At 63.7% G+C, this 16,539-nt stretch carries 18 protein-coding genes and 1 tRNA gene; 10 read left to right on the forward strand and 9 right to left on the reverse strand.

Going from position 1 to position 16,539, the window contains the following annotated elements:
• Positions 1-114: 114 nt before the first annotated feature.
• On the reverse strand, positions 115-456 hold the full coding sequence (locus LOY54_RS03590; protein ID WP_045195941.1) for a zinc ribbon domain-containing protein YjdM: 342 nt from the start codon (positions 454-456) through the stop codon (positions 115-117).
• Positions 457-557: 101 nt separating this feature from the next.
• A complete protein-coding gene (locus LOY54_RS03595; protein ID WP_258609320.1) occupies positions 558-1,526 on the reverse strand; it encodes a polyprenyl synthetase family protein in 969 nt (322 codons plus the stop codon).
• Positions 1,527-1,778: 252 nt separating this feature from the next.
• On the opposite strand from LOY54_RS03595, the gene rplU reads away from it, so the two are divergent.
• The 5 genes from rplU to LOY54_RS03620 all read left to right on the forward strand — a co-directional run bounded on the left by rplU (position 1,779) and on the right by LOY54_RS03620 (position 5,459).
• Positions 1,779-2,090, forward strand: coding sequence for a 50S ribosomal protein L21 (gene rplU / locus LOY54_RS03600; protein ID WP_010225695.1), 312 nt, complete (start codon positions 1,779-1,781; stop codon positions 2,088-2,090).
• Positions 2,091-2,122: 32 nt separating this feature from the next.
• The gene (gene rpmA, locus LOY54_RS03605) at positions 2,123-2,380 is read left to right on the forward strand and encodes a 50S ribosomal protein L27 (RefSeq protein WP_010225698.1); all 258 of its coding nucleotides are present in this window, start codon (positions 2,123-2,125) and stop codon (positions 2,378-2,380) included.
• Between the two features lie 192 nt (positions 2,381-2,572).
• Entirely contained in the window at positions 2,573-3,796 is a 1,224-nt protein-coding gene (cgtA, locus tag LOY54_RS03610) for an Obg family GTPase CgtA (RefSeq protein ID WP_093387895.1), read from the forward strand.
• Positions 3,797-3,871: 75 nt separating this feature from the next.
• Positions 3,872-4,990 (forward strand): glutamate 5-kinase, encoded by a 1,119-nt coding sequence (gene proB / locus LOY54_RS03615; protein WP_045195944.1) that lies wholly within the window; start codon positions 3,872-3,874, stop codon positions 4,988-4,990.
• A gap of 22 nt (positions 4,991-5,012) precedes the next feature.
• Positions 5,013-5,459, forward strand: a complete 447-nt coding sequence (locus tag LOY54_RS03620; protein WP_093388208.1) for a CreA family protein — start codon at positions 5,013-5,015, stop codon at positions 5,457-5,459.
• A gap of 89 nt (positions 5,460-5,548) precedes the next feature.
• Here the strand turns inward: LOY54_RS03620 and mksF are convergent, their stop codons facing one another.
• From mksF to mksB, 3 genes are read right to left on the reverse strand one after another with little or no spacing between them, the layout of a single operon-like run.
• Positions 5,549-8,383, reverse strand: a complete 2,835-nt coding sequence (mksF, locus tag LOY54_RS03625) for an Mks condensin complex protein MksF (RefSeq protein ID WP_258609322.1) — start codon at positions 8,381-8,383, stop codon at positions 5,549-5,551.
• Entirely contained in the window at positions 8,380-9,081 is a 702-nt protein-coding gene (gene mksE, locus LOY54_RS03630) for an Mks condensin complex protein MksE (protein WP_010225708.1), read from the reverse strand. The genes mksF and mksE overlap by 4 nt, the downstream gene beginning before the upstream one ends.
• Positions 9,071-10,348 (reverse strand): Mks condensin complex protein MksB, encoded by a 1,278-nt coding sequence (mksB, locus tag LOY54_RS03635; RefSeq protein ID WP_045195947.1) that lies wholly within the window; start codon positions 10,346-10,348, stop codon positions 9,071-9,073. The genes mksE and mksB overlap by 11 nt, the downstream gene beginning before the upstream one ends.
• Positions 10,349-10,528: 180 nt before the next feature.
• Between mksB and LOY54_RS03640 the strand changes: the two genes are divergently transcribed.
• Positions 10,529-11,323 (forward strand): hypothetical protein, encoded by a 795-nt coding sequence (locus tag LOY54_RS03640; RefSeq protein ID WP_045195949.1) that lies wholly within the window; start codon positions 10,529-10,531, stop codon positions 11,321-11,323.
• Positions 11,316-11,768 (forward strand): ribosomal protein S18-alanine N-acetyltransferase, encoded by a 453-nt coding sequence (gene rimI, locus LOY54_RS03645; RefSeq protein ID WP_258609325.1) that lies wholly within the window; start codon positions 11,316-11,318, stop codon positions 11,766-11,768. Before LOY54_RS03640 ends, rimI begins: the two co-directional genes overlap by 8 nt.
• A gap of 4 nt (positions 11,769-11,772) precedes the next feature.
• On the opposite strand, the gene LOY54_RS03650 is transcribed toward rimI, so the two are convergent.
• Positions 11,773-12,096, reverse strand: coding sequence for a hypothetical protein (locus tag LOY54_RS03650; protein WP_045195953.1), 324 nt, complete (start codon positions 12,094-12,096; stop codon positions 11,773-11,775).
• Positions 12,097-12,216: 120 nt separating this feature from the next.
• Here LOY54_RS03650 and can point away from each other — a divergent pair, with 120 nt between their 5' ends.
• The gene (gene can / locus LOY54_RS03655; protein ID WP_038614773.1) at positions 12,217-12,855 is read left to right on the forward strand and encodes a carbonate dehydratase; all 639 of its coding nucleotides are present in this window, start codon (positions 12,217-12,219) and stop codon (positions 12,853-12,855) included.
• A gap of 42 nt (positions 12,856-12,897) precedes the next feature.
• On the opposite strand, the gene LOY54_RS03660 is transcribed toward can, so the two are convergent.
• Positions 12,898-14,037 carry a hypothetical protein gene (locus tag LOY54_RS03660; protein ID WP_258609327.1) on the reverse strand — a complete coding sequence of 380 codons (1,140 nt, stop codon included), beginning with the start codon at positions 14,035-14,037 and terminating at the stop codon, positions 12,898-12,900.
• 88 nt (positions 14,038-14,125) lie between these two features.
• Between LOY54_RS03660 and LOY54_RS03665 the strand changes: the two genes are divergently transcribed.
• Entirely contained in the window at positions 14,126-14,743 is a 618-nt protein-coding gene (locus tag LOY54_RS03665; protein ID WP_258609329.1) for a D-Ala-D-Ala carboxypeptidase family metallohydrolase, read from the forward strand.
• On the opposite strand, the gene LOY54_RS03670 is transcribed toward LOY54_RS03665, so the two are convergent.
• Complete coding sequence (locus LOY54_RS03670) at positions 14,731-15,609, reverse strand: LysR substrate-binding domain-containing protein (RefSeq protein WP_258609331.1); 879 nt, start codon at positions 15,607-15,609, stop codon at positions 14,731-14,733. The genes LOY54_RS03665 and LOY54_RS03670 overlap by 13 nt on opposite strands.
• Before the next feature lie 123 nt (positions 15,610-15,732).
• Here LOY54_RS03670 and LOY54_RS03675 point away from each other — a divergent pair, with 123 nt between their 5' ends.
• Positions 15,733-16,347, forward strand: coding sequence for a LysE family translocator (locus LOY54_RS03675; RefSeq protein WP_258609333.1), 615 nt, complete (start codon positions 15,733-15,735; stop codon positions 16,345-16,347).
• 66 nt (positions 16,348-16,413) lie between these two features.
• On the opposite strand, the gene LOY54_RS03680 is transcribed toward LOY54_RS03675, so the two are convergent.
• Positions 16,414-16,490, reverse strand: a tRNA-Met gene (locus LOY54_RS03680).
• Positions 16,491-16,539 lie beyond the last annotated feature (49 nt).

Raw genomic sequence — 16,539 nt, forward strand, 5'->3', positions numbered from 1 at the left:
TTGAAAGCGTTCAATGAGAATAATTCTTATTATCAAAATAGCAAGTGCCTATTGGCGGTTTTTTCCCGCCGGTGGGTTGTCGAGGCCGCAGCGCGACCCCGAAACCCGGCAGAATCAGACCTTGCGGACGAATTCCGATTTCAGCTTCATCGGGCCGATGCCGTCGATCTTGCAGTCGATGTCGTGGTCGCCATCGCACAGGCGGATGTTCTTGACCTTGGTGCCGACCTTGACCACCAGCGAGGTGCCCTTGACCTTGAGGTCCTTGATCACGGTGATGGTGTCGCCGTCCTGCAGGACGTTGCCCACTGCATCCTTTTTCACCGCTTCGTCGCTGGCCGCTTCGGCTTCACCGGCAGCCGACCACTCGTGGGCGCACTCGGGGCAGATCAGCTGGGCGCCGTCTTCGTAGGTGTATTCGGAGTTGCATTTGGGGCAGGGTGGCAAAGTGCTCACTAAGGTTCCTCAAGACGTACAGGTACAAAACCTACATTGTATAGGGTTTTGTCAGTCAGAGGCTAATCGGGCCCATCGAACGATGGGCCGGGCAGGGGCAATCAGTGTGTGCGGGCGACGGCGAATTCGCTGAGTTCGACCAGTGCATCGCGGTATTCGCTGGCCGGCAGCACGTCCAGGCAGGCGATGGCGCGGGCCACGTAGTCGCGGGCCAGCTTGGCGGTGTAGTCCAGCGAGCCCGAGGCTTCAACGGCCGCGCGGATGCTCTCGAGGTCTTCGATGCCGCCCTTCTGGATGGCCTGGCGGACCAGCGCAGCCTGTTCGGCAGTGCCTTCGCGCATGGTGTAGATCAGCGGCAGGGTCGGCTTGCCTTCGGCCAGGTCGTCACCGACGTTCTTGCCCAGGGTTTGCGCATCGCCCTTGTAGTCGAGCAGGTCGTCGACCAGCTGGAAGGCCACGCCCAGGTGGTCGCCGAAGGTGCGCAGGGCTTCGCTCTGCTCCTGGGTGGCCTGGGCCAGGGCTGCGGCGCTGTGGGTCGAGGCCTCGAACAGCATCGCGGTCTTGCCGCGGATGACGTCCATGTAGACTTCTTCGGTGGTGCTGGCGTCGCGCACTTTGGACAACTGCAGGACTTCGCCTTCGGCAATGACCCGGGTGGCCTTGGAGAGGATCTGCATGACCGGCATCGAGCCCAGTTCGACCATCATCTCGAACGAGCGCGAGTACAGGAAGTCACCGACCAGCACGCTCGGCGCGTTGCCCCACAGGGCGTTGGCGGTGGAGCGGCCACGGCGCATGCCGGACATGTCGACGACGTCGTCATGCAGCAGGGTGGCGGTGTGCAGGAACTCGATGGTGGCGGCCAGCAGGCGCAGGTCGTCGCCTTCGCGGCCCAGGGCCTTGCCGCACAGCAGCACCAGCAGCGGGCGCAGGCGCTTGCCGCCGGCCGAGGTAATGTAGTCGCCGATTTTCGATACCAGCGGTACACGCGAAGTCAGCTGTTTCTTGATAATCTCGTCAACGGCGCTGAAGTCGTCCGCTACCGCACGGTAGAAAGCTTGGGGTTGCATCGGCCACAGGTGCTCCATAAAGGTTGCGCGGCATGCTAGGTCGCGGGTCCCGGCGTGTCAAGGCGCGCTGCCCGCGGGCCGGGGGTGGGACTTGCAAGCAAAGCGGGGCTTGCGTACAATCGCGCACCCTGAACTTCCTGGGCAGCACCTGCCTTACGCAATTGCACTGGGCCGTTCCAGCCCTATGCAGCCATGCCAGCCAATACTCTTCCTATAAAGAGCTGGGTGAGCAGGATTATCGGAGAAATACCCATGTACGCAGTAATTGTTACCGGTGGCAAGCAGTACAAAGTCGCCGAAGGTGAATACCTGAAAATCGAAAAACTGGAAATCGCCACTGGCGAATCCGTGACTTTCGACCGCGTTCTGTTGGTTGCCAATGGCGACGACGTGAACATCGGCGCTCCAGTCGTTGCTGGTGCCAAGGTTGTTGCTGAAGTGATCTCCCAAGGTCGTCACGACAAAGTGCGCATCATCAAGTTCCGCCGCCGTAAGCACCACATGAAGCGTATGGGCCACCGCCAGTGGTTCACCGAAATCAAGATCACCGGTATTTCGGCTTAATCGCCTGAATCCATTTCTGGAGAATTTGAACCATGGCACACAAAAAAGCTGGTGGTAGTACCCGTAACGGTCGCGACTCAGAAGCCAAACGCCTTGGCGTGAAGATGTATGGCGGCCAGGCTATCATCCCTGGCAACATCATCGTGCGTCAGCGCGGCACCCAATTCCACGCTGGCTACGGCGTTGGCATGGGTAAAGATCACACCCTGTTCGCCAAGATCGCGGGTAAGATCAAGTTCGAAGTTAAAGGCGCCTTCGGTCGTCGTTACGTGAGCGTTGTCGCCGAGTAATCGCGCGAACGCTGGAAAAGCCCTGTCTCGCGACGGGGCTTTTTCGTTTGTGGGGTGAGTCTCTTGCAAAGCTGTTTGTATGGGCTGCCGGCGTGGGTTGTTACTGTCGTGACGGGGCCGCCGCGCTCACTTTTGCAAGAGCCTTATGTCTTTGTGTCACTCAGCTCGTCCAGCTGACGAGAGGCGGTTTTTATGAAGTTTGTTGACGAAGTATCGATCCGGGTCAAAGCCGGTGACGGCGGTAACGGTTGCATGAGCTTCCGCCGCGAAAAATTCATCGAGAACGGTGGTCCCAACGGCGGTGACGGTGGCGACGGCGGCTCGGTATACATGGTTGCCGACGATAACCTCAACACCCTGGTCGACTACCGTTACACCCGTCACTTCGAAGCCCAGCGCGGCTCCAACGGCGGCAGCACCGACTGCACCGGCAAGAAGGGCGACGACCTGATCCTGCGCGTGCCGGTCGGCACCACGGTGATCGACTCGGCCACCCAGGAAGTCATCGGCGACCTGGTCAAGCCAGGCCAGAAGCTGATGGTGGTCCAGGGCGGCTGGCACGGCTTGGGCAACACTCGTTTCAAATCCAGTACCAACCGTGCGCCACGCCAGACCACTCCGGGCAAACCGGGTGAGCAGCGTGACCTGAAACTGGAAATGAAAGTACTGGCCGACGTAGGCCTGCTGGGCCTGCCGAACGCTGGCAAGAGTACTTTCATCCGCTCGGTATCGGCCGCCAAGCCGAAAGTCGCCGACTACCCGTTCACCACCCTGGTGCCGAACCTGGGTGTGGTCAGCGTCGACCGCTGGAAGAGCTTTGTCATCGCCGACATTCCCGGCCTGATCGAAGGTGCCTCCGACGGTGCCGGCCTGGGTATCCGCTTCCTCAAGCACCTGGCGCGTACCCGCCTGCTGCTGCACCTCGTCGACCTCGCGCCGCTGGATGAAAGCAGCAGCGCCGATGCCGCCGAAGTCATCGTCAACGAGCTGACCCGCTTCAGCCCGTCGCTGGCCGAGCGTGACCGCTGGCTGGTGCTGAACAAGACCGACATGCTGATGGACGACGAGCGTGACGAGCGGGTCAAGGAAGTGGTCGAGCGCCTGCAGTGGGAAGGCCCGGTCTATGTGATCTCGGCCATCTCCAAGCAGGGCACCGAGCAGCTCAGCCGCGACATCATGCGCTACCTCGAAGACCGCGCCGACCGCCTGGCCAACGACCCGGCCTACGCCGAAGAGCTGACCGAGCTCGACCAGCGCATCGAAGACGAAGCCCGTGCCCAGTTGCAGGCCCTGGACGACGCTCGCGCCCTGCGCCGCAGCGGGGTCAAGAGCGTGCACGACATCGGCGACGACGATGACGATGATTGGGACGAGGACGACGAAGACGGCCCGGAAATCATTTACGTGCGCGACTGATTCGTTGCAGTACACTAAACGCCGCTCTCAGGAGCGGCGTTTTGGTATCTAAAGATCTGAATAGGTTGGAAGAAGATGCGGAGCAAGGTGACGGGTGCGCAGCGCTGGGTCGTGAAAATCGGCAGTGCCCTGCTGACAGCAGATGGCAAGGGCCTGGATCGCGCGGCCATGGGTGTCTGGGTCGAGCAGATGGTGGCGTTGCATGAGGCAGGTGTCGAGTTGGTGCTGGTGTCGTCCGGGGCGGTTGCCGCGGGGATGAGCCGTTTGGGCTGGGCCAAGCGACCGAGTGCGATGAACGAGCTGCAGGCGGCGGCCTCGATCGGCCAGATGGGCCTGGTGCAGGCCTGGGAGTCGAGCTTTGCCGAGCATGGCCGGCATACCGCGCAGATCCTCCTGACCCACGACGACCTGTCGGACCGCAAGCGTTACCTCAATGCCCGCAGCACCCTGCGCACCCTGGTGGAGCTGGGCGTGGTGCCGGTGATCAACGAAAACGACACCGTGGTTACCGACGAGATCCGCTTCGGCGACAACGACACCCTGGCGGCGCTGGTGGCCAACCTGGTCGAAGCCGACCTGCTGGTGATCCTCACCGATCGCGACGGCATGTTCGACGCCGACCCGCGCAACAACCCTGATGCGCAGCTGATTTACGAAGCCCGTGCCGACGATCCGAGCCTCGACGCCGTGGCCGGCGGCACCGGCGGCGCCCTGGGCCGTGGCGGCATGCAGACCAAGCTGCGTGCCGCGCGCCTGGCGGCGCGTTCCGGTGCCCACACGATCATCGTCGGTGGGCGCCTTGAGCGCGTGCTCGACCGCCTCAAGGCGGGCGAGCGCCTGGGCACCTTGCTGTCGCCTGAGCGCGGCATGCTCGCCGCGCGCAAGCAGTGGCTGGCCGGGCACCTGCAGACTCGCGGCACCCTGGTGCTCGACGAGGGCGCGGCGAAGGCTTTGCGCAAGGACAACAAGAGCCTGTTGCCGGTCGGTGTGAAGACCGTGCAGGGCAGCTTCCGCCGTGGCGAGATGGTGGTTTGCGTCGGCCCGGATGGCCTTGAGGTCGCCCGCGGCCTGGCCAACTACAGCGCCCTGGAAGCACAGAAAATCATTGGCCAGCCGTCTGACGCGATCGAGGGCCTGCTGGGCTACATCGCCGAGCCGGAGCTGGTGCACCGCGACAACCTGATTCTGGTCTGAGGAACTACCTGTGTTCAAAGGGATGATTGCAGCGGCGCTGCTGGCGTTGCCGGTAATGGCATCGGCCGAGGAAATTGGCCAGGTATCGACGGTGTTCAAGATCGTCGGGCCGAATGACCGCATCGTTGTCGAGGCGTTTGATGACCCCAAGGTCGAGGGCGTGACCTGCTATCTGTCACGGGCCAAGACTGGCGGACTGAAAGGTGGCCTGGGCCTGGCTGAAGACCGCGCCGAAGCGTCGATCGCCTGCCGTCAGGTCGGGCCGATTCGCTTCAAGGAGCAGCTCAAGGACGGTGACGAGGTGTTCAAGGAGCGCACCTCGCTGGTGTTCAAGACCATGCAGGTGGTGCGTTTCCTCGACAAGAAGCGCAATACCCTGGTCTACCTGGTGTACTCCGACCGGATCATCGAAGGCAGCCCGCAGAATGCGGTGACGGCGATTCCGATCCTGCCGTGGGCCCAGCAGTAACACCGGGTTGAGTTCATCGCGGGGCAAGTCGGGTCGCCGCTCCCACTGGGCCGGTGGGAGCGGCGACCCGACTTGCCCCGCGATTAGTTTCAGGCTGAAGCTTCTTCCTCTTCTTCTTTGCGCACTACCGCCTTCTCCACATCCCGACGGCTGATGTACTTCCAGTCTGCCTCGTCGATATAGATGCCGTTCGGCCCGCTGCCGCCTTCCAGGTCGATGGCGACATGCGCCGAAACCTGCGGCTTGACGCTCGCCAGAATCGGTACGAAGCCCAGCTGCAAGCTGGTTTCCAGCAGCGCTGCCTGGTTGCGTTCGTCGATGTCGGCCGCTTCGTCCAGGTAGTACGGCAGGCGCACGCGACCGGCCAGGTCGCGGTCCATCAGGTGCAGCAACAAGTACATGTTGGTCAGCGCCTTGATGGTCATGGTGGTGCCGTTGGACGCCGCACCGTCGATGTCGGTGTGGATCACCGGCTGGCCACCGACCTTGGTGATCTCGAAGGCCAGTTCGAACAGGTCCTTGAGGCCCAGCTGGTTGTGGTTGGCCGCGACCAGGCGCGCCAGGTATTCCTTGGCCTCTTCGTTCTTGTTGTCCTGCTCGGCGCTGGCGCTGAGGTCGAACACCGACAGGGTCTCGCCTTCCTCGTACTGGCCGGCGCTGTGGATGATCTGGTCGATGTGCTTGAGCGCTTCCTTGTTGGGTGCCAAAACGATGCGGAAGCTCTGCAGGTTGGAGACCTGGCGCTTGTTGATCTCGCGGTTGAACAGCGCCAGCTGGTGCTCGAGGCTGTCGTAGTCGCTGCGGATGTTGCGCAGGGTCCGGGCGATGTCGGTGACTGCAGCGCGGCGCGCCTTGCCCAGGGTCAGGGCCTCTTCGGTACGGTGCGAGTAGGCGTTGATCAGCAACTGCAGGCGGCGCTCCATGTCGTCTTCGCTGTCGAATTTGGCCACGCCCTTGAGGCGTACCTGGGCATACAGCGCCTCGATCTGGCCATCGACCCGCAGCAGGCCCTGCCAGCTGTCCTGGTAGTCGTTGAGCAGCGGCAGCAGGTTGTCCATGCTGTCGTCGACCGGTTCCATGAACGGCGTGCCGAACGGCAGGTCGGCGGGTAGCAGCTGGCGGCGACGCAGGGCGTCGTCGAGGGTGCGCTGCTTGGCTTCCATGTCGGCGATCTGCCGGCCGACCAGTTGCAGCTTGGCCGACAGCTGCTGGACGCGTTCGGTGAAGGCGTCGCTGGAGCGCTTGAGCTCGTCCTGGGCCGCTTCCATCTGCGCCAGTTGCTCGAGCTTGTCGCCTTCCTCGGCGGACAGTGTCTCGCTGCGGCGGAAGTCTTCCAGGGCTTTTTGTGCATCCAGCACCTGTTGGTACAGGGCTTCGGTCTGGGTCTTGCTCGCGGCGCGGTCGGCGGCTACCGCCTGCTGGGTCTTGAGCTGCTTGAGCTCTTTTTCCAGGCGTTCTTTCTGGTCGCGCAGGGCGGCACGGTCGGCCAGGGCCTGCAGGGCAGGCGGCTCGATGTGCGAGAGGTCGATGGACAGACCCGGGGCCTCGAAGCGCTCGCCCTTGAAGCCGTCGAGTACCGCTTCCAGGGATTTGACCCAGACATCGCTGTCGTCCAGCTCGATGCCGCGCTCGCCCAGCGGCAGGCTGAACAGCGCACCATTGAACAGGCGCATCAAGCGTTCGACGTCCTGCTGCGAGAACTCTTCGCGCAGGCGCGCGTAGCTGTTGTTGTCGGCGTGGTCGAGCTGCTGCTTGACCGATTTGAGGCGTTTTTCCAGCTCGCGCAGACGCTCTTCGAGGTCTTCGGCGCTGAACTGGCGCGACTGCGCCAGGGCACCGGCCAGTTCGTCGTGGGCGTCCTTGGCGGCCAGCAGTTGCTGCTCCAGGACCTTGACGTCATCGACCAGGGCGAAGCGATGCTTGAGCACCGACAACTCGCCGAGCCAGCGCTGCACGCCAGTGATCTCGCGCTCCAGGCGCATCAGTTCCTGGGTGCCGCCACGCTGGTCGTTCTGCAGGCTGTCCTGTTCGTTCTTGTAGTGCTCGGCCTGGATCACCAGCTCTTCTTTGCGCGCGCTGGCGTAGTCCTGCCAGGTGCCGAGCAGCGAGTCGAGCAGTGGCGACAGGCGATGCAGCTTGCCGCGCAGGATGTCGCGCTGGGCTACGCCATTGGCCAGGGCCTCGACCAGCGGGCCGGCGGCGACCAGCGAGTTGTAGTCCTGCTCCATGCGCCGTACGTCGCGGAAGGCTTCTTCGCAGGCGGCGATGTAGTCGACGCTGCCCGAACGCAGGCTGTGCTCGAAGGCGTCGAGGAACAGCTGCTTGAGCTTGGCCGCGGTGATCTCGCGCATGTGCAGCAGGTTGATGAACAGCGCGCGGAAGGTCTTCAGGCTCTGCTCGCTGGTGGAGCGCAGCGGGATCAGGGTCAGGTCCAGCGGGATCGAGGTGTGGCCACCGACCAGCAGGCGGCGCAGCTCGTCAGGCTTGAGCTCGTAGGCTTTGAGGCCGTTGCGCTCAAGGTTGCTGAACAGCTCTTTCTGGCGCAGGCAGGTGTCGTTCTTCTGGTAGTGGGCCAGGTCCAGTTCACCGGCATAGGCGAAGAACTGGTGACCGAAACCGCCACCCGGGCCGCGGCCGACCACGCCGATCACGTGCGGGCCGTGGGGCAGGTTGACTTCGCAGAGGATGTAGCTGGTGTCGGTAGCAAAGTAGAAGCGGCGCGACTGCTCGAGGCTGTACTTGCCGAAGCTCATGTCCGACATGCGTGCCAGGATCGGGAACTGCAAGGCGTTGATCGAGGCACTCTTGCCCAGGTTGTTGGCACCGTAGACCGACAGCGGGTGTTCCAGGGGGAACAGGCCGAGGCTGTAGCCGGCGGTGTTGAGCAGTGCGAAGCGGCGAATGCCGTAGCGTTCCTGGCTCATGCGTCAATCTCCTGTTGCTCTTGCGCTATGGCTCGGGCCAGAGCGTCTTCTTCGCTTTCTTCGAACGGGCTGAGGTCCAGCGGGTCGTCGGTACGGTTGAGTTCTTCCGGGCTCTCTTCCTCGACCAGCACCGGCGTTGGAAGCGGCAGGGCGCTGTGCAGGCTGGCAGCCAGGTCGCGGTCCTGCTGCACCGACAGGCAGACGTCGAGGAAACGGTGCATCGGCGGCAGGAAGCGGTAGATGCCGTTCTCTTCGTGGGCAAAGCCGAGCTGGGTCATGCGGCGCATGATCTTCTCTTCCAGCTCGTCGGGGGTCTGTACTTCGGCCTGGATGAACAGGTCGCGGTATTTTTCCAGCAGCGAAGGCAGCTCGTCGCGGCCCAGGCTGCCGCCGTCGAGCACCGACATCGGGTCGCGGCCCTGGTCAGCCAGGTGCTCGACCAGGATGAAGGTGAACAGCGACAGGCGCTGGGCAGTCTTGTTGACCTGGGCGGCGGCCAGGTCCGGGACGAAGTAGTAGAAGCCGCGGGTGTCGCACACCAGTTCAAAGCCCAGGGCCTTGAACAGGCCGCGGTACTGGTCCTGGAAATTCGACAGTTGGGCGTACAGCTCCGGGTCGCGGCGGCTGATGTGAAAGCCCTTGAACAGCTCGCGGAAGATCGGTGCGAGCTGGGACAGTTCGGAAAGATCAAGATGCATGGGCAGGGCTCGCAGTTGGCTCAGGCGATGGTTCGCGGCTCGATGTCAGAGCGAAGGAACGCAGGCTGACCAGGTGTTCGCGGGTGGTGTATTCGCGGCGCTCGAGGCGCGCGCGGGTAAAGCGTTTTTCCCGCGACAGGCGCGAGAACCAGTACAGCAGCTCGTCAGTGGCGCCTTCGGGCTCCTGGTCGAGCAGCCAGACCATCAGGTCCGGCAGCGGCAGGGCGTCTTCGCAGCGCTCGAGCATTTCCTTGACCGTACGCGGCGCACGCGGGGCATCGCCCTTGTGGCTCTTGTGGGCCTTGGGAAACTGCGCAGGCTTGGGCTCGAAACGGGCCAGGGCGTAGACGTAGGCTTCGACCTGGCTGGCGCTGCCGAGGAAGGTACTCTGCGGACGGGTGAACAGCGGCATGGCCGCCTGCGGCACGGCGTCCAGGCCTTTGCGGCGGATTACCGACAGGGCCAGGGCGGCGCCGCGGGTCACGGCGTTGTGCCGGCGCGCTTCTTCACGCAGCGGCAGCAGCAGTTCACGAGCGTGGCGCAGGGTCAGCTGGGCGCTGGTCTGCATCTCCAGGATGCGCGCGTGGGTGCGCAGGAGCATGTCGTCGTCGACCAGGTGGCCCAGACGGGCCTGCTCGCCGAGCAAGCGCAGCAGCACGGTCTCGACCTTGCGCACGCCTTGCTCGAAGGCGCCATCGGCGTTGACCAGCTGGATCATCGGCTCGACATATTCGTCCCAGGTCGCCAGGACTTCGGCGTAACGCTGGCGCAGGGGGATCTGCCGGTCGCTGGTCTTGGCGCGTTCGGCCACGGCGACCAGCGCCTGTTCGTCGTTGTCGAGCTTCTTCAGTACGTCACGCACGCGCATGTCGAGCAGGCGCAGCTGGCGCGCCAGGTCATTGCCGTCGCGAATCTCGAAGGCGTCCTGGATGTGCCCGGCCAGGCGCTCGAGGTGGCGCAGGTAGGCTTCGATCTCCAGGCACAGGCCCAGGCGGTGCTCGCGGCGCAGGTAAGCGAGAAAGTCATGGATCTGGGCGTTGAGCTCGAAACGGTTCGGGCTTTTTGCCACCGGCACCAGGATATCCAGGCGGATCCACACGTCGAGCAGGCTGGTGATGTCCTGGGGCGTGCTCTCCAGCTGCTGGGTGGCCAGTTGCTGGCGCAGTTCGGCCAGGCTCAGGGTGCCCCCGTCGAAGCGCTCGCACAACGGCTCGAGCAGGGCCCAGTGTTCGGCTAGGGCGCGCAGGACGCGCTTGGGTTCGATCATTGGCGGGTCGACTCGTTGCCAAATAAAAGCGCCGATTGTACTGCATCAGACGCCTGTCGATTCACCCCCTTGATCGCTTCAAGCTGCTGTCGGGCGGTTTTCTGCCGATCAACAGCGGCGCCGAGCGGCGAACAACGTTAGAATATCGGCCCTGACTTATCCACAGATGGCCGATCCTTCTTGTTAATCGAGTCCCGCCGCCGCGCTTATCTCAACGCCATGCAAGTGGTGCACTGGCTGCCGCGTGCCGAACTGCCGTTCGCCGCGCCGTCGCGCCCGCAGCTGTTGTTGCCGGTGGCGGCACTCGAGGAACCGGCGTTCGAGCCGCAGGAGCAGGCACCTGCCCCCGCCAGCGTTGCGCCGAGCGCGCCGCTGGTGCGTTCTGGCGAGCGCCCGAAGATCGAGATCCCGCGCCCCGGCAGTACGCCGAAAGTGACGGCCAAGGCGGTGGACGAAGCCGAAAAGCCCGTGGTTGCCAGGCCTGCGCCGGTACCACCGCCACGCTTTGCCCTGCAACTGCTGCGTGCCGGCAACTGCCTGCTGCTGGTCGAGCTTGCCACCGGCGAGCCGTTCCAGAGCCGCGACCCGTCCTACCTGCTGCTCAAGGACATGCTGCGCGCCGCCGGCCTGCCGGACAGCCCGCAGATCATCGGCGAGCCGGTGCGCTGGCCGTTGCTGGTGCGCGGCAACCTTGACCAGGGCCCGCAGGCCGCGACCGATTTTGTCCAGGGCTTTATCCAGGCCCGGCTTGAAGAAGCGCCGTGCGTCTGCCTGTGGCTGATTGGCCTGCCTGCCGTGCGCTTTGCCGGTGAGGCCGACGCCGAAGCTTATTACCGCGAGTTGCCGGTTGAAGGCCTGGGCGCTGCCTGGGCCTTGCCGGGGCTCGAACTGTTGATGGACGAGCCGCAGCGCAAGGCGCACGTCTGGCAAGCCATGCGCCGGCTGATGGCGCGCTGGAAACCAAGCAATGAGTGACACAATCAGCTTTCGCCGGATGACCGAGGCGGATCTGGATGCCGTACTGAAGATCGAATACGCCGCCTTCAGCCACCCCTGGACCCGCGGGATTTTCCTCGACGGGCTCAAGTCCTATGAAATCTGGCTGATGTTCGAAGGCGAGCAACAGGTCGGCCACGGCGTGATCAACGTGATCATCGACGAGGCGCACCTGCTCAACATCACCATCAAGCCGCAAAGCCAGGGCCGCGGCCTGGGCCTGCGCCTGCTGGAAGAGCTGATGAGGCGCGCCTACGCGAGCAACGGTCGCGAGTGCTTCCTCGAAGTGCGCGCCAGCAACCAGTCGGCCTACCGCCTGTACGAGCGCTACGGCTTCAATGAAATCGGCCGCCGGCGTGACTACTACCCGGTTGCCGGCGGTCGCGAAGACGCCCTGGTCATGGCCTGCACCCTGTTCGAGTAACGGCTCAGGGTTCGCGCTTGCCGTCCAGCGGATCGCGCCGGGCCAGTTCCGCTTCATCCAGGCCGTTGCCGCCGCCGATGTCATCTTCGTCGACTACGCTCAAATCCCAGTCTGCCGGGTGATCCGCACCGGCTTCGCCGGGCGAGCGGGCGCCGTCTTCAGGGATCAGGGTTTCTGGCTCGAGGTCGTCGTCGGTTGGGTCGAAACCGGCATCGACATTGGGGGTATCCTTGTCAAAGTGCAGTTCTTCAACCGAGCCCATGCGGTCTTCGTCGGTGTCGATCGGGGCGGGTTGCGGGGCGTGCAGCGGGCGGTGTTCCTGGCTCATGGTCGATCCTCCTGCGGGTGGGCGTATGCGGTGGACCTGACGGTTGGCCGAAGATTCAAAGGCGTGACCTGAACGGGCCGGCGCCTGTCACAAGATGCGCACCAACCATGAGGCTTGAACATGCACGATCTACAAGAACTGATTGATAACAACGCGCGCTGGGCCGATGCGATCAAGCAGGAAGATCCGGATTTCTTCGCCAAGCTCGCGCGTCAGCAGACTCCGGAATTCCTCTGGATCGGCTGCTCGGACGCCCGGGTTCCGGCCAACGAGATCGTCGGCATGTTGCCGGGCGATCTGTTCGTTCATCGCAATGTCGCCAACGTGGTGCTGCACACTGACCTCAACTGCCTGTCGGTGATCCAGTACGCGGTGGACGTGCTCAAGGTCAAGCATATCCTGGTCACCGGCCACTACGGTTGCGGCGGGGTACGGGCCTCGATGCAGGATCGCCAATTGGGCCTGATCGACGGCTGGCTGCGTTCGATTCGCGACCTGTACTACGAGAACCGCGTGGAGCTGGCCAAGCTTGCGACCGAGGAAGAGCGGGTGGACCGCCTGTGCGAGCTGAACGTGATCCAGCAGGTGGCCAATGTCGGCCATACCACCATCGTCCAGAATGCCTGGCACCGTGGCCAGAGCCTGTCGGTGCATGGATGCATCTACGGCATCAAGGATGGCCGCTGGAAGAGCCTGAACGCGACCATCAGCGGCCTCGACCAGTTGCCGCCGCAGTACCGCTTGCGTCCGCAGGACTGAGGCCATCGCGGGGCAAGTCGGGTCGCCGCGATTGGCTTCACCTCAAGACTTCTGCAAATCACGCAACGTCCGCGTCACCGCCCCGGTATTGCACTTGGCCCCAGCCTGCTCCGGGGTCATGTTGCGAATGCTGCGAAAATACAGCTCGCAGGTCTGCTTCTTCGCCGTCACCTGCCACTTCTGGGTGCAGGCCCCCAGCGTTGCCTTGGCATCCGCCGCCGGGTTGCGGCCCATGCCCGCCTGCCAGCAGGCCGCGCTCAAATCCTGGCCCATCATCTTCAGGCCGGCCTGATCGGCCTTGTCCTGGTCGCCGCCATAGTTGGTTTTATCTGCCGCATACCAGATTGCGCTCGGGTGATTGGCGCCCAGCACCGGCACCTTTTGCCCAGGCGTCGGGCTGATGCTGACCAGGCCCAATACATAGAGCCTGGGCCCGTACTGCTGCTCGATCCAGCTGCGTACCGGCGAGCCGAAGGCAACCATCGGCAAGACGGCGCCGCTGCCGGTTCGGGTCATCTCTTTGACCATCTGCAGCTGATAATCCTTGAAGTAGCCATACACGCCCTCCAGGTCTTTGCCGGCGCTGGCTGGCGCGGCGATCGGGGCGATGTCGACGATGGTCTGGTAGGCCGGGGTCTGCTCGGCAGGAATGCCGTTGAAGGTCAGCAGCGTGGCCCAGCGGTCGGTGGTGTTGGAACGCAGGTAGTCCTGGGCCTGGGTCAGCGAGTAGTCCGGTGGAAAATGCAGCAGCTCGATGCTGCGGCGCTTTTCCAGGGCCATGCCCAGGGGCAGGAACAGGTTCCAGTTGTAGGCCCACTTGCCTTCGCGGTTGAGCCGGGTGGCGCCCTGGTAGGCCAGCTCGCCGGTGTCGAGCAGCGCTTGCAGGGGCTTGCTGTAGTCGCTCGGTACGCCCTGGATGTCGGCATGCAGTGAGTTGTTGTCGCGCTTGACCTTTACCGTCGCCGCGGCGTAACCGTCGCGTTGCACGCTCTGGGTCAGGTAGTGCTCCACGGTTTGCTCAAGGGTCCAGTTGCGAAAGCAGATGACGTTGCAGTTGTTGGGGTAGGCAAACAGCCGGGTCACCCGTTCCTGGCTGCCCAGGTCGATGCGGGCATCAGCCAGGGCGGCGCCGCTCAGGGTCATGGCGGCCAGGGCGAAGGTCAGTGGAGCAGTCGTGTGCATGCTTAACTCCTTGTCAGTTCCTCCCCGCAGTCGGGAGGGTTGCCATACTGGAGGAATTTCCCGGGGGTTGGGAAGGGGGAGCAGGCTGATGAAAACGTGGTGCACGGCCGGGATCGGTGCAGGACTTTTACTGACAGCGCTTGCTGCCCGGCAGGCGCAGGCTGACGAGCGTGACCTGTACCTGTTTGCCCAGTGGGCGGGCGATCATCAGACCCGGCCCTTTCGTGAAATGCTGGTGGATGCGCGCCTGTATGGCGTGGTGCCTATCCACCAATTGCTGCGCTCGGCCAGTGACTGGCGTTTGTGCAAGGCCGAGCCGTTTGCGCTTGCGCCCGCGGCGCAGTGGCCGGCAGTACGTTCGACCCTACTGCTGCTCAAGACCCTGGGCGAGCAGGGCGTGCTCAAGCGCTATGAAGTGGTTTCGGCCTACCGCGACCCGGTGCTCAACCGCTGCGCCGGTGGCGCCGTGGCCAGCGCCCATACCCGCGCCTTTGCGGTCGACCTGCTGCTACCGGCCTGGGCCGACCCGAACCCGCTGTGCAGCTTCTGGCAGGCCCATGGCAAGGACTGGAACATGGGCCTGGGGCGTTACCCGTCGGGGCGCATTCACATCGACACGGCGGGCTACCGCACCTGGGGTGGCGACTTCAGTGCCGGCTCCTCCTTCTGTGCGCCGGCTACCGCCAGCAAGGCTCAGTCAAGGTGAGTGAGGCAGGCCTGTGACTGGCCGATCACCCACTCGGCGAAGCAGCGGCTTTTGTCGTCGTCGAGCAGCGCCCGGGGGCTGAGCAGGTAGTAGGCCGACTGGTCCTGGATAAAGCCGCGCGGCGCCTGCAACTGGCCGCTGTCGATTTCATCCTGGACCATCAGGCGCGAGGCCATGGCCACGCCCAGCCCGGCTGCCGCCGCCTGAATGCACAGGTAGAAGTGCTCGTAGTCGGCGCGGCTGCTTCCCTTGGCCGACTCCCCGCTATGACGCAACCAGGTAGCCCAGGCGTTGGGGCGCGAAGCGCTGTGCAGCAGGCGTTGTCCGGTCAGGCCGTGTTCGGGAAAGTTATGGGTGGCACTGCACACCGGGCCAACCCATTCGTCGCAGATCTTCAGTGCGTGCAGATTGGCGTCCCAGCGAAAGTCATCGCGGCGCAGGGCCAGATCGACGCCGCTGCGGGCAAAATCGATCGGCCCGCCAGCCGCCACCAGGTGCAGGTGAATGTCCGGGTGGGCGGCATGAAAGGCCGGCAGCCGTGGGATCAGCCAGCGCATGGCGATGGTTGGCTCGCACGACAGCACCAGCACGTTCTCCCGCGCCTGTTGCTGCAGGCGGTACACCGCGCCTTCAAGCTGCTCGAACACCGACAGCGTGGTGCCGTGCAGGGCGCGGCCGGCGGCGGTGAGAAAGATCGCCCGGTTGCGCCGCTCGAACAGTTGCACGCCCAGCGTTTCTTCCAGCAGGCGCACCTGTCGGCTCACCGCGCCGTGGGTGACATTGAGCAGCTCGGCGGCGCGCACAAAGCTCTGGGTTTGCGCGGCAACATCGAAATAGCGAAAGGCGGACAGCGCAGGCAGTTTCATATCTGTGAGAAAAACTAGCGGATTTGCCTCACTATAAATCGCTTTTGGCCTTACCCGAAGCTTTCGATAATGGCGGCGTGCAGAGCTATCTGTGCATTGGCCTAGCAGATCGAGGAGCTTTACGTGAATGAACTCATAGCCGTTGCCCTGTTTACCGTGCTGGCGGTGATCAGCCCGGGCGCCGACTTTGCCATGGTGACCCGCAGCAGCTACGCCTTTGGCCGCCGCGCCGGCCTGGCGGCGGCAATGGGCATCGCCCTGGGGGTGCAGGTGCATGTGCTGTACACGGTGCTGGGCATCGCGGTGATCATCAGCCAGAGCCCGGCGCTGTTTTTGGCGATGAAGGTGCTGGGGGCGGGGTACCTGATTTATCTGGGCTACAAGTCGCTGACCAACACTACGCGGATTTCCCTGGATGGCGCCAGCGCCAGTCAGCTCGGCGTGCTGGCGGCATTTCGTTCGGGCTTTCTGACCAACGCCCTGAACCCCAAGACCATGCTCTTTGTGGTCAGTGCCTATACCCAGGTGGTGCAGCCGGGCAGTTCGCTGGCGGTCAACTTCGGCTATGGCGCGTTCATGTCGCTCGCCCACGGGTTGTGGTTCAGCCTGGTAGCGGTGTTTTTCTCAAGCGTGGTGTTGCGCCGGGCCATGCTCGAGCGCCAGCGTCTGGTTGACCGGGTGATTGGTGTGGCCTTGATCGGCCTGGGGCTGGCGGTAGTGTTCGCCAATGTGCGCTAAGCGGGCAGGGTAAAAATCGCAGGCAAGAAAAAAGGGCTTACCTTGCGGTAAGCCCTTTTTAGTACTTGGTGGCTACACAGGGACTTGAACCCCGGACCCCAGCATTATGAATGCTATGCTCTAACCAACTGAGCTATGTAGCCAAGTGGCGCGCATTATTCGCCTGAAACGGATTTGTGTCAACACTCTTTT

It is taken from the genome of Pseudomonas sp. B21-032, from assembly GCF_024748965.1.
Classification (GTDB): Bacteria; Pseudomonadota; Gammaproteobacteria; order Pseudomonadales; family Pseudomonadaceae; genus Aquipseudomonas.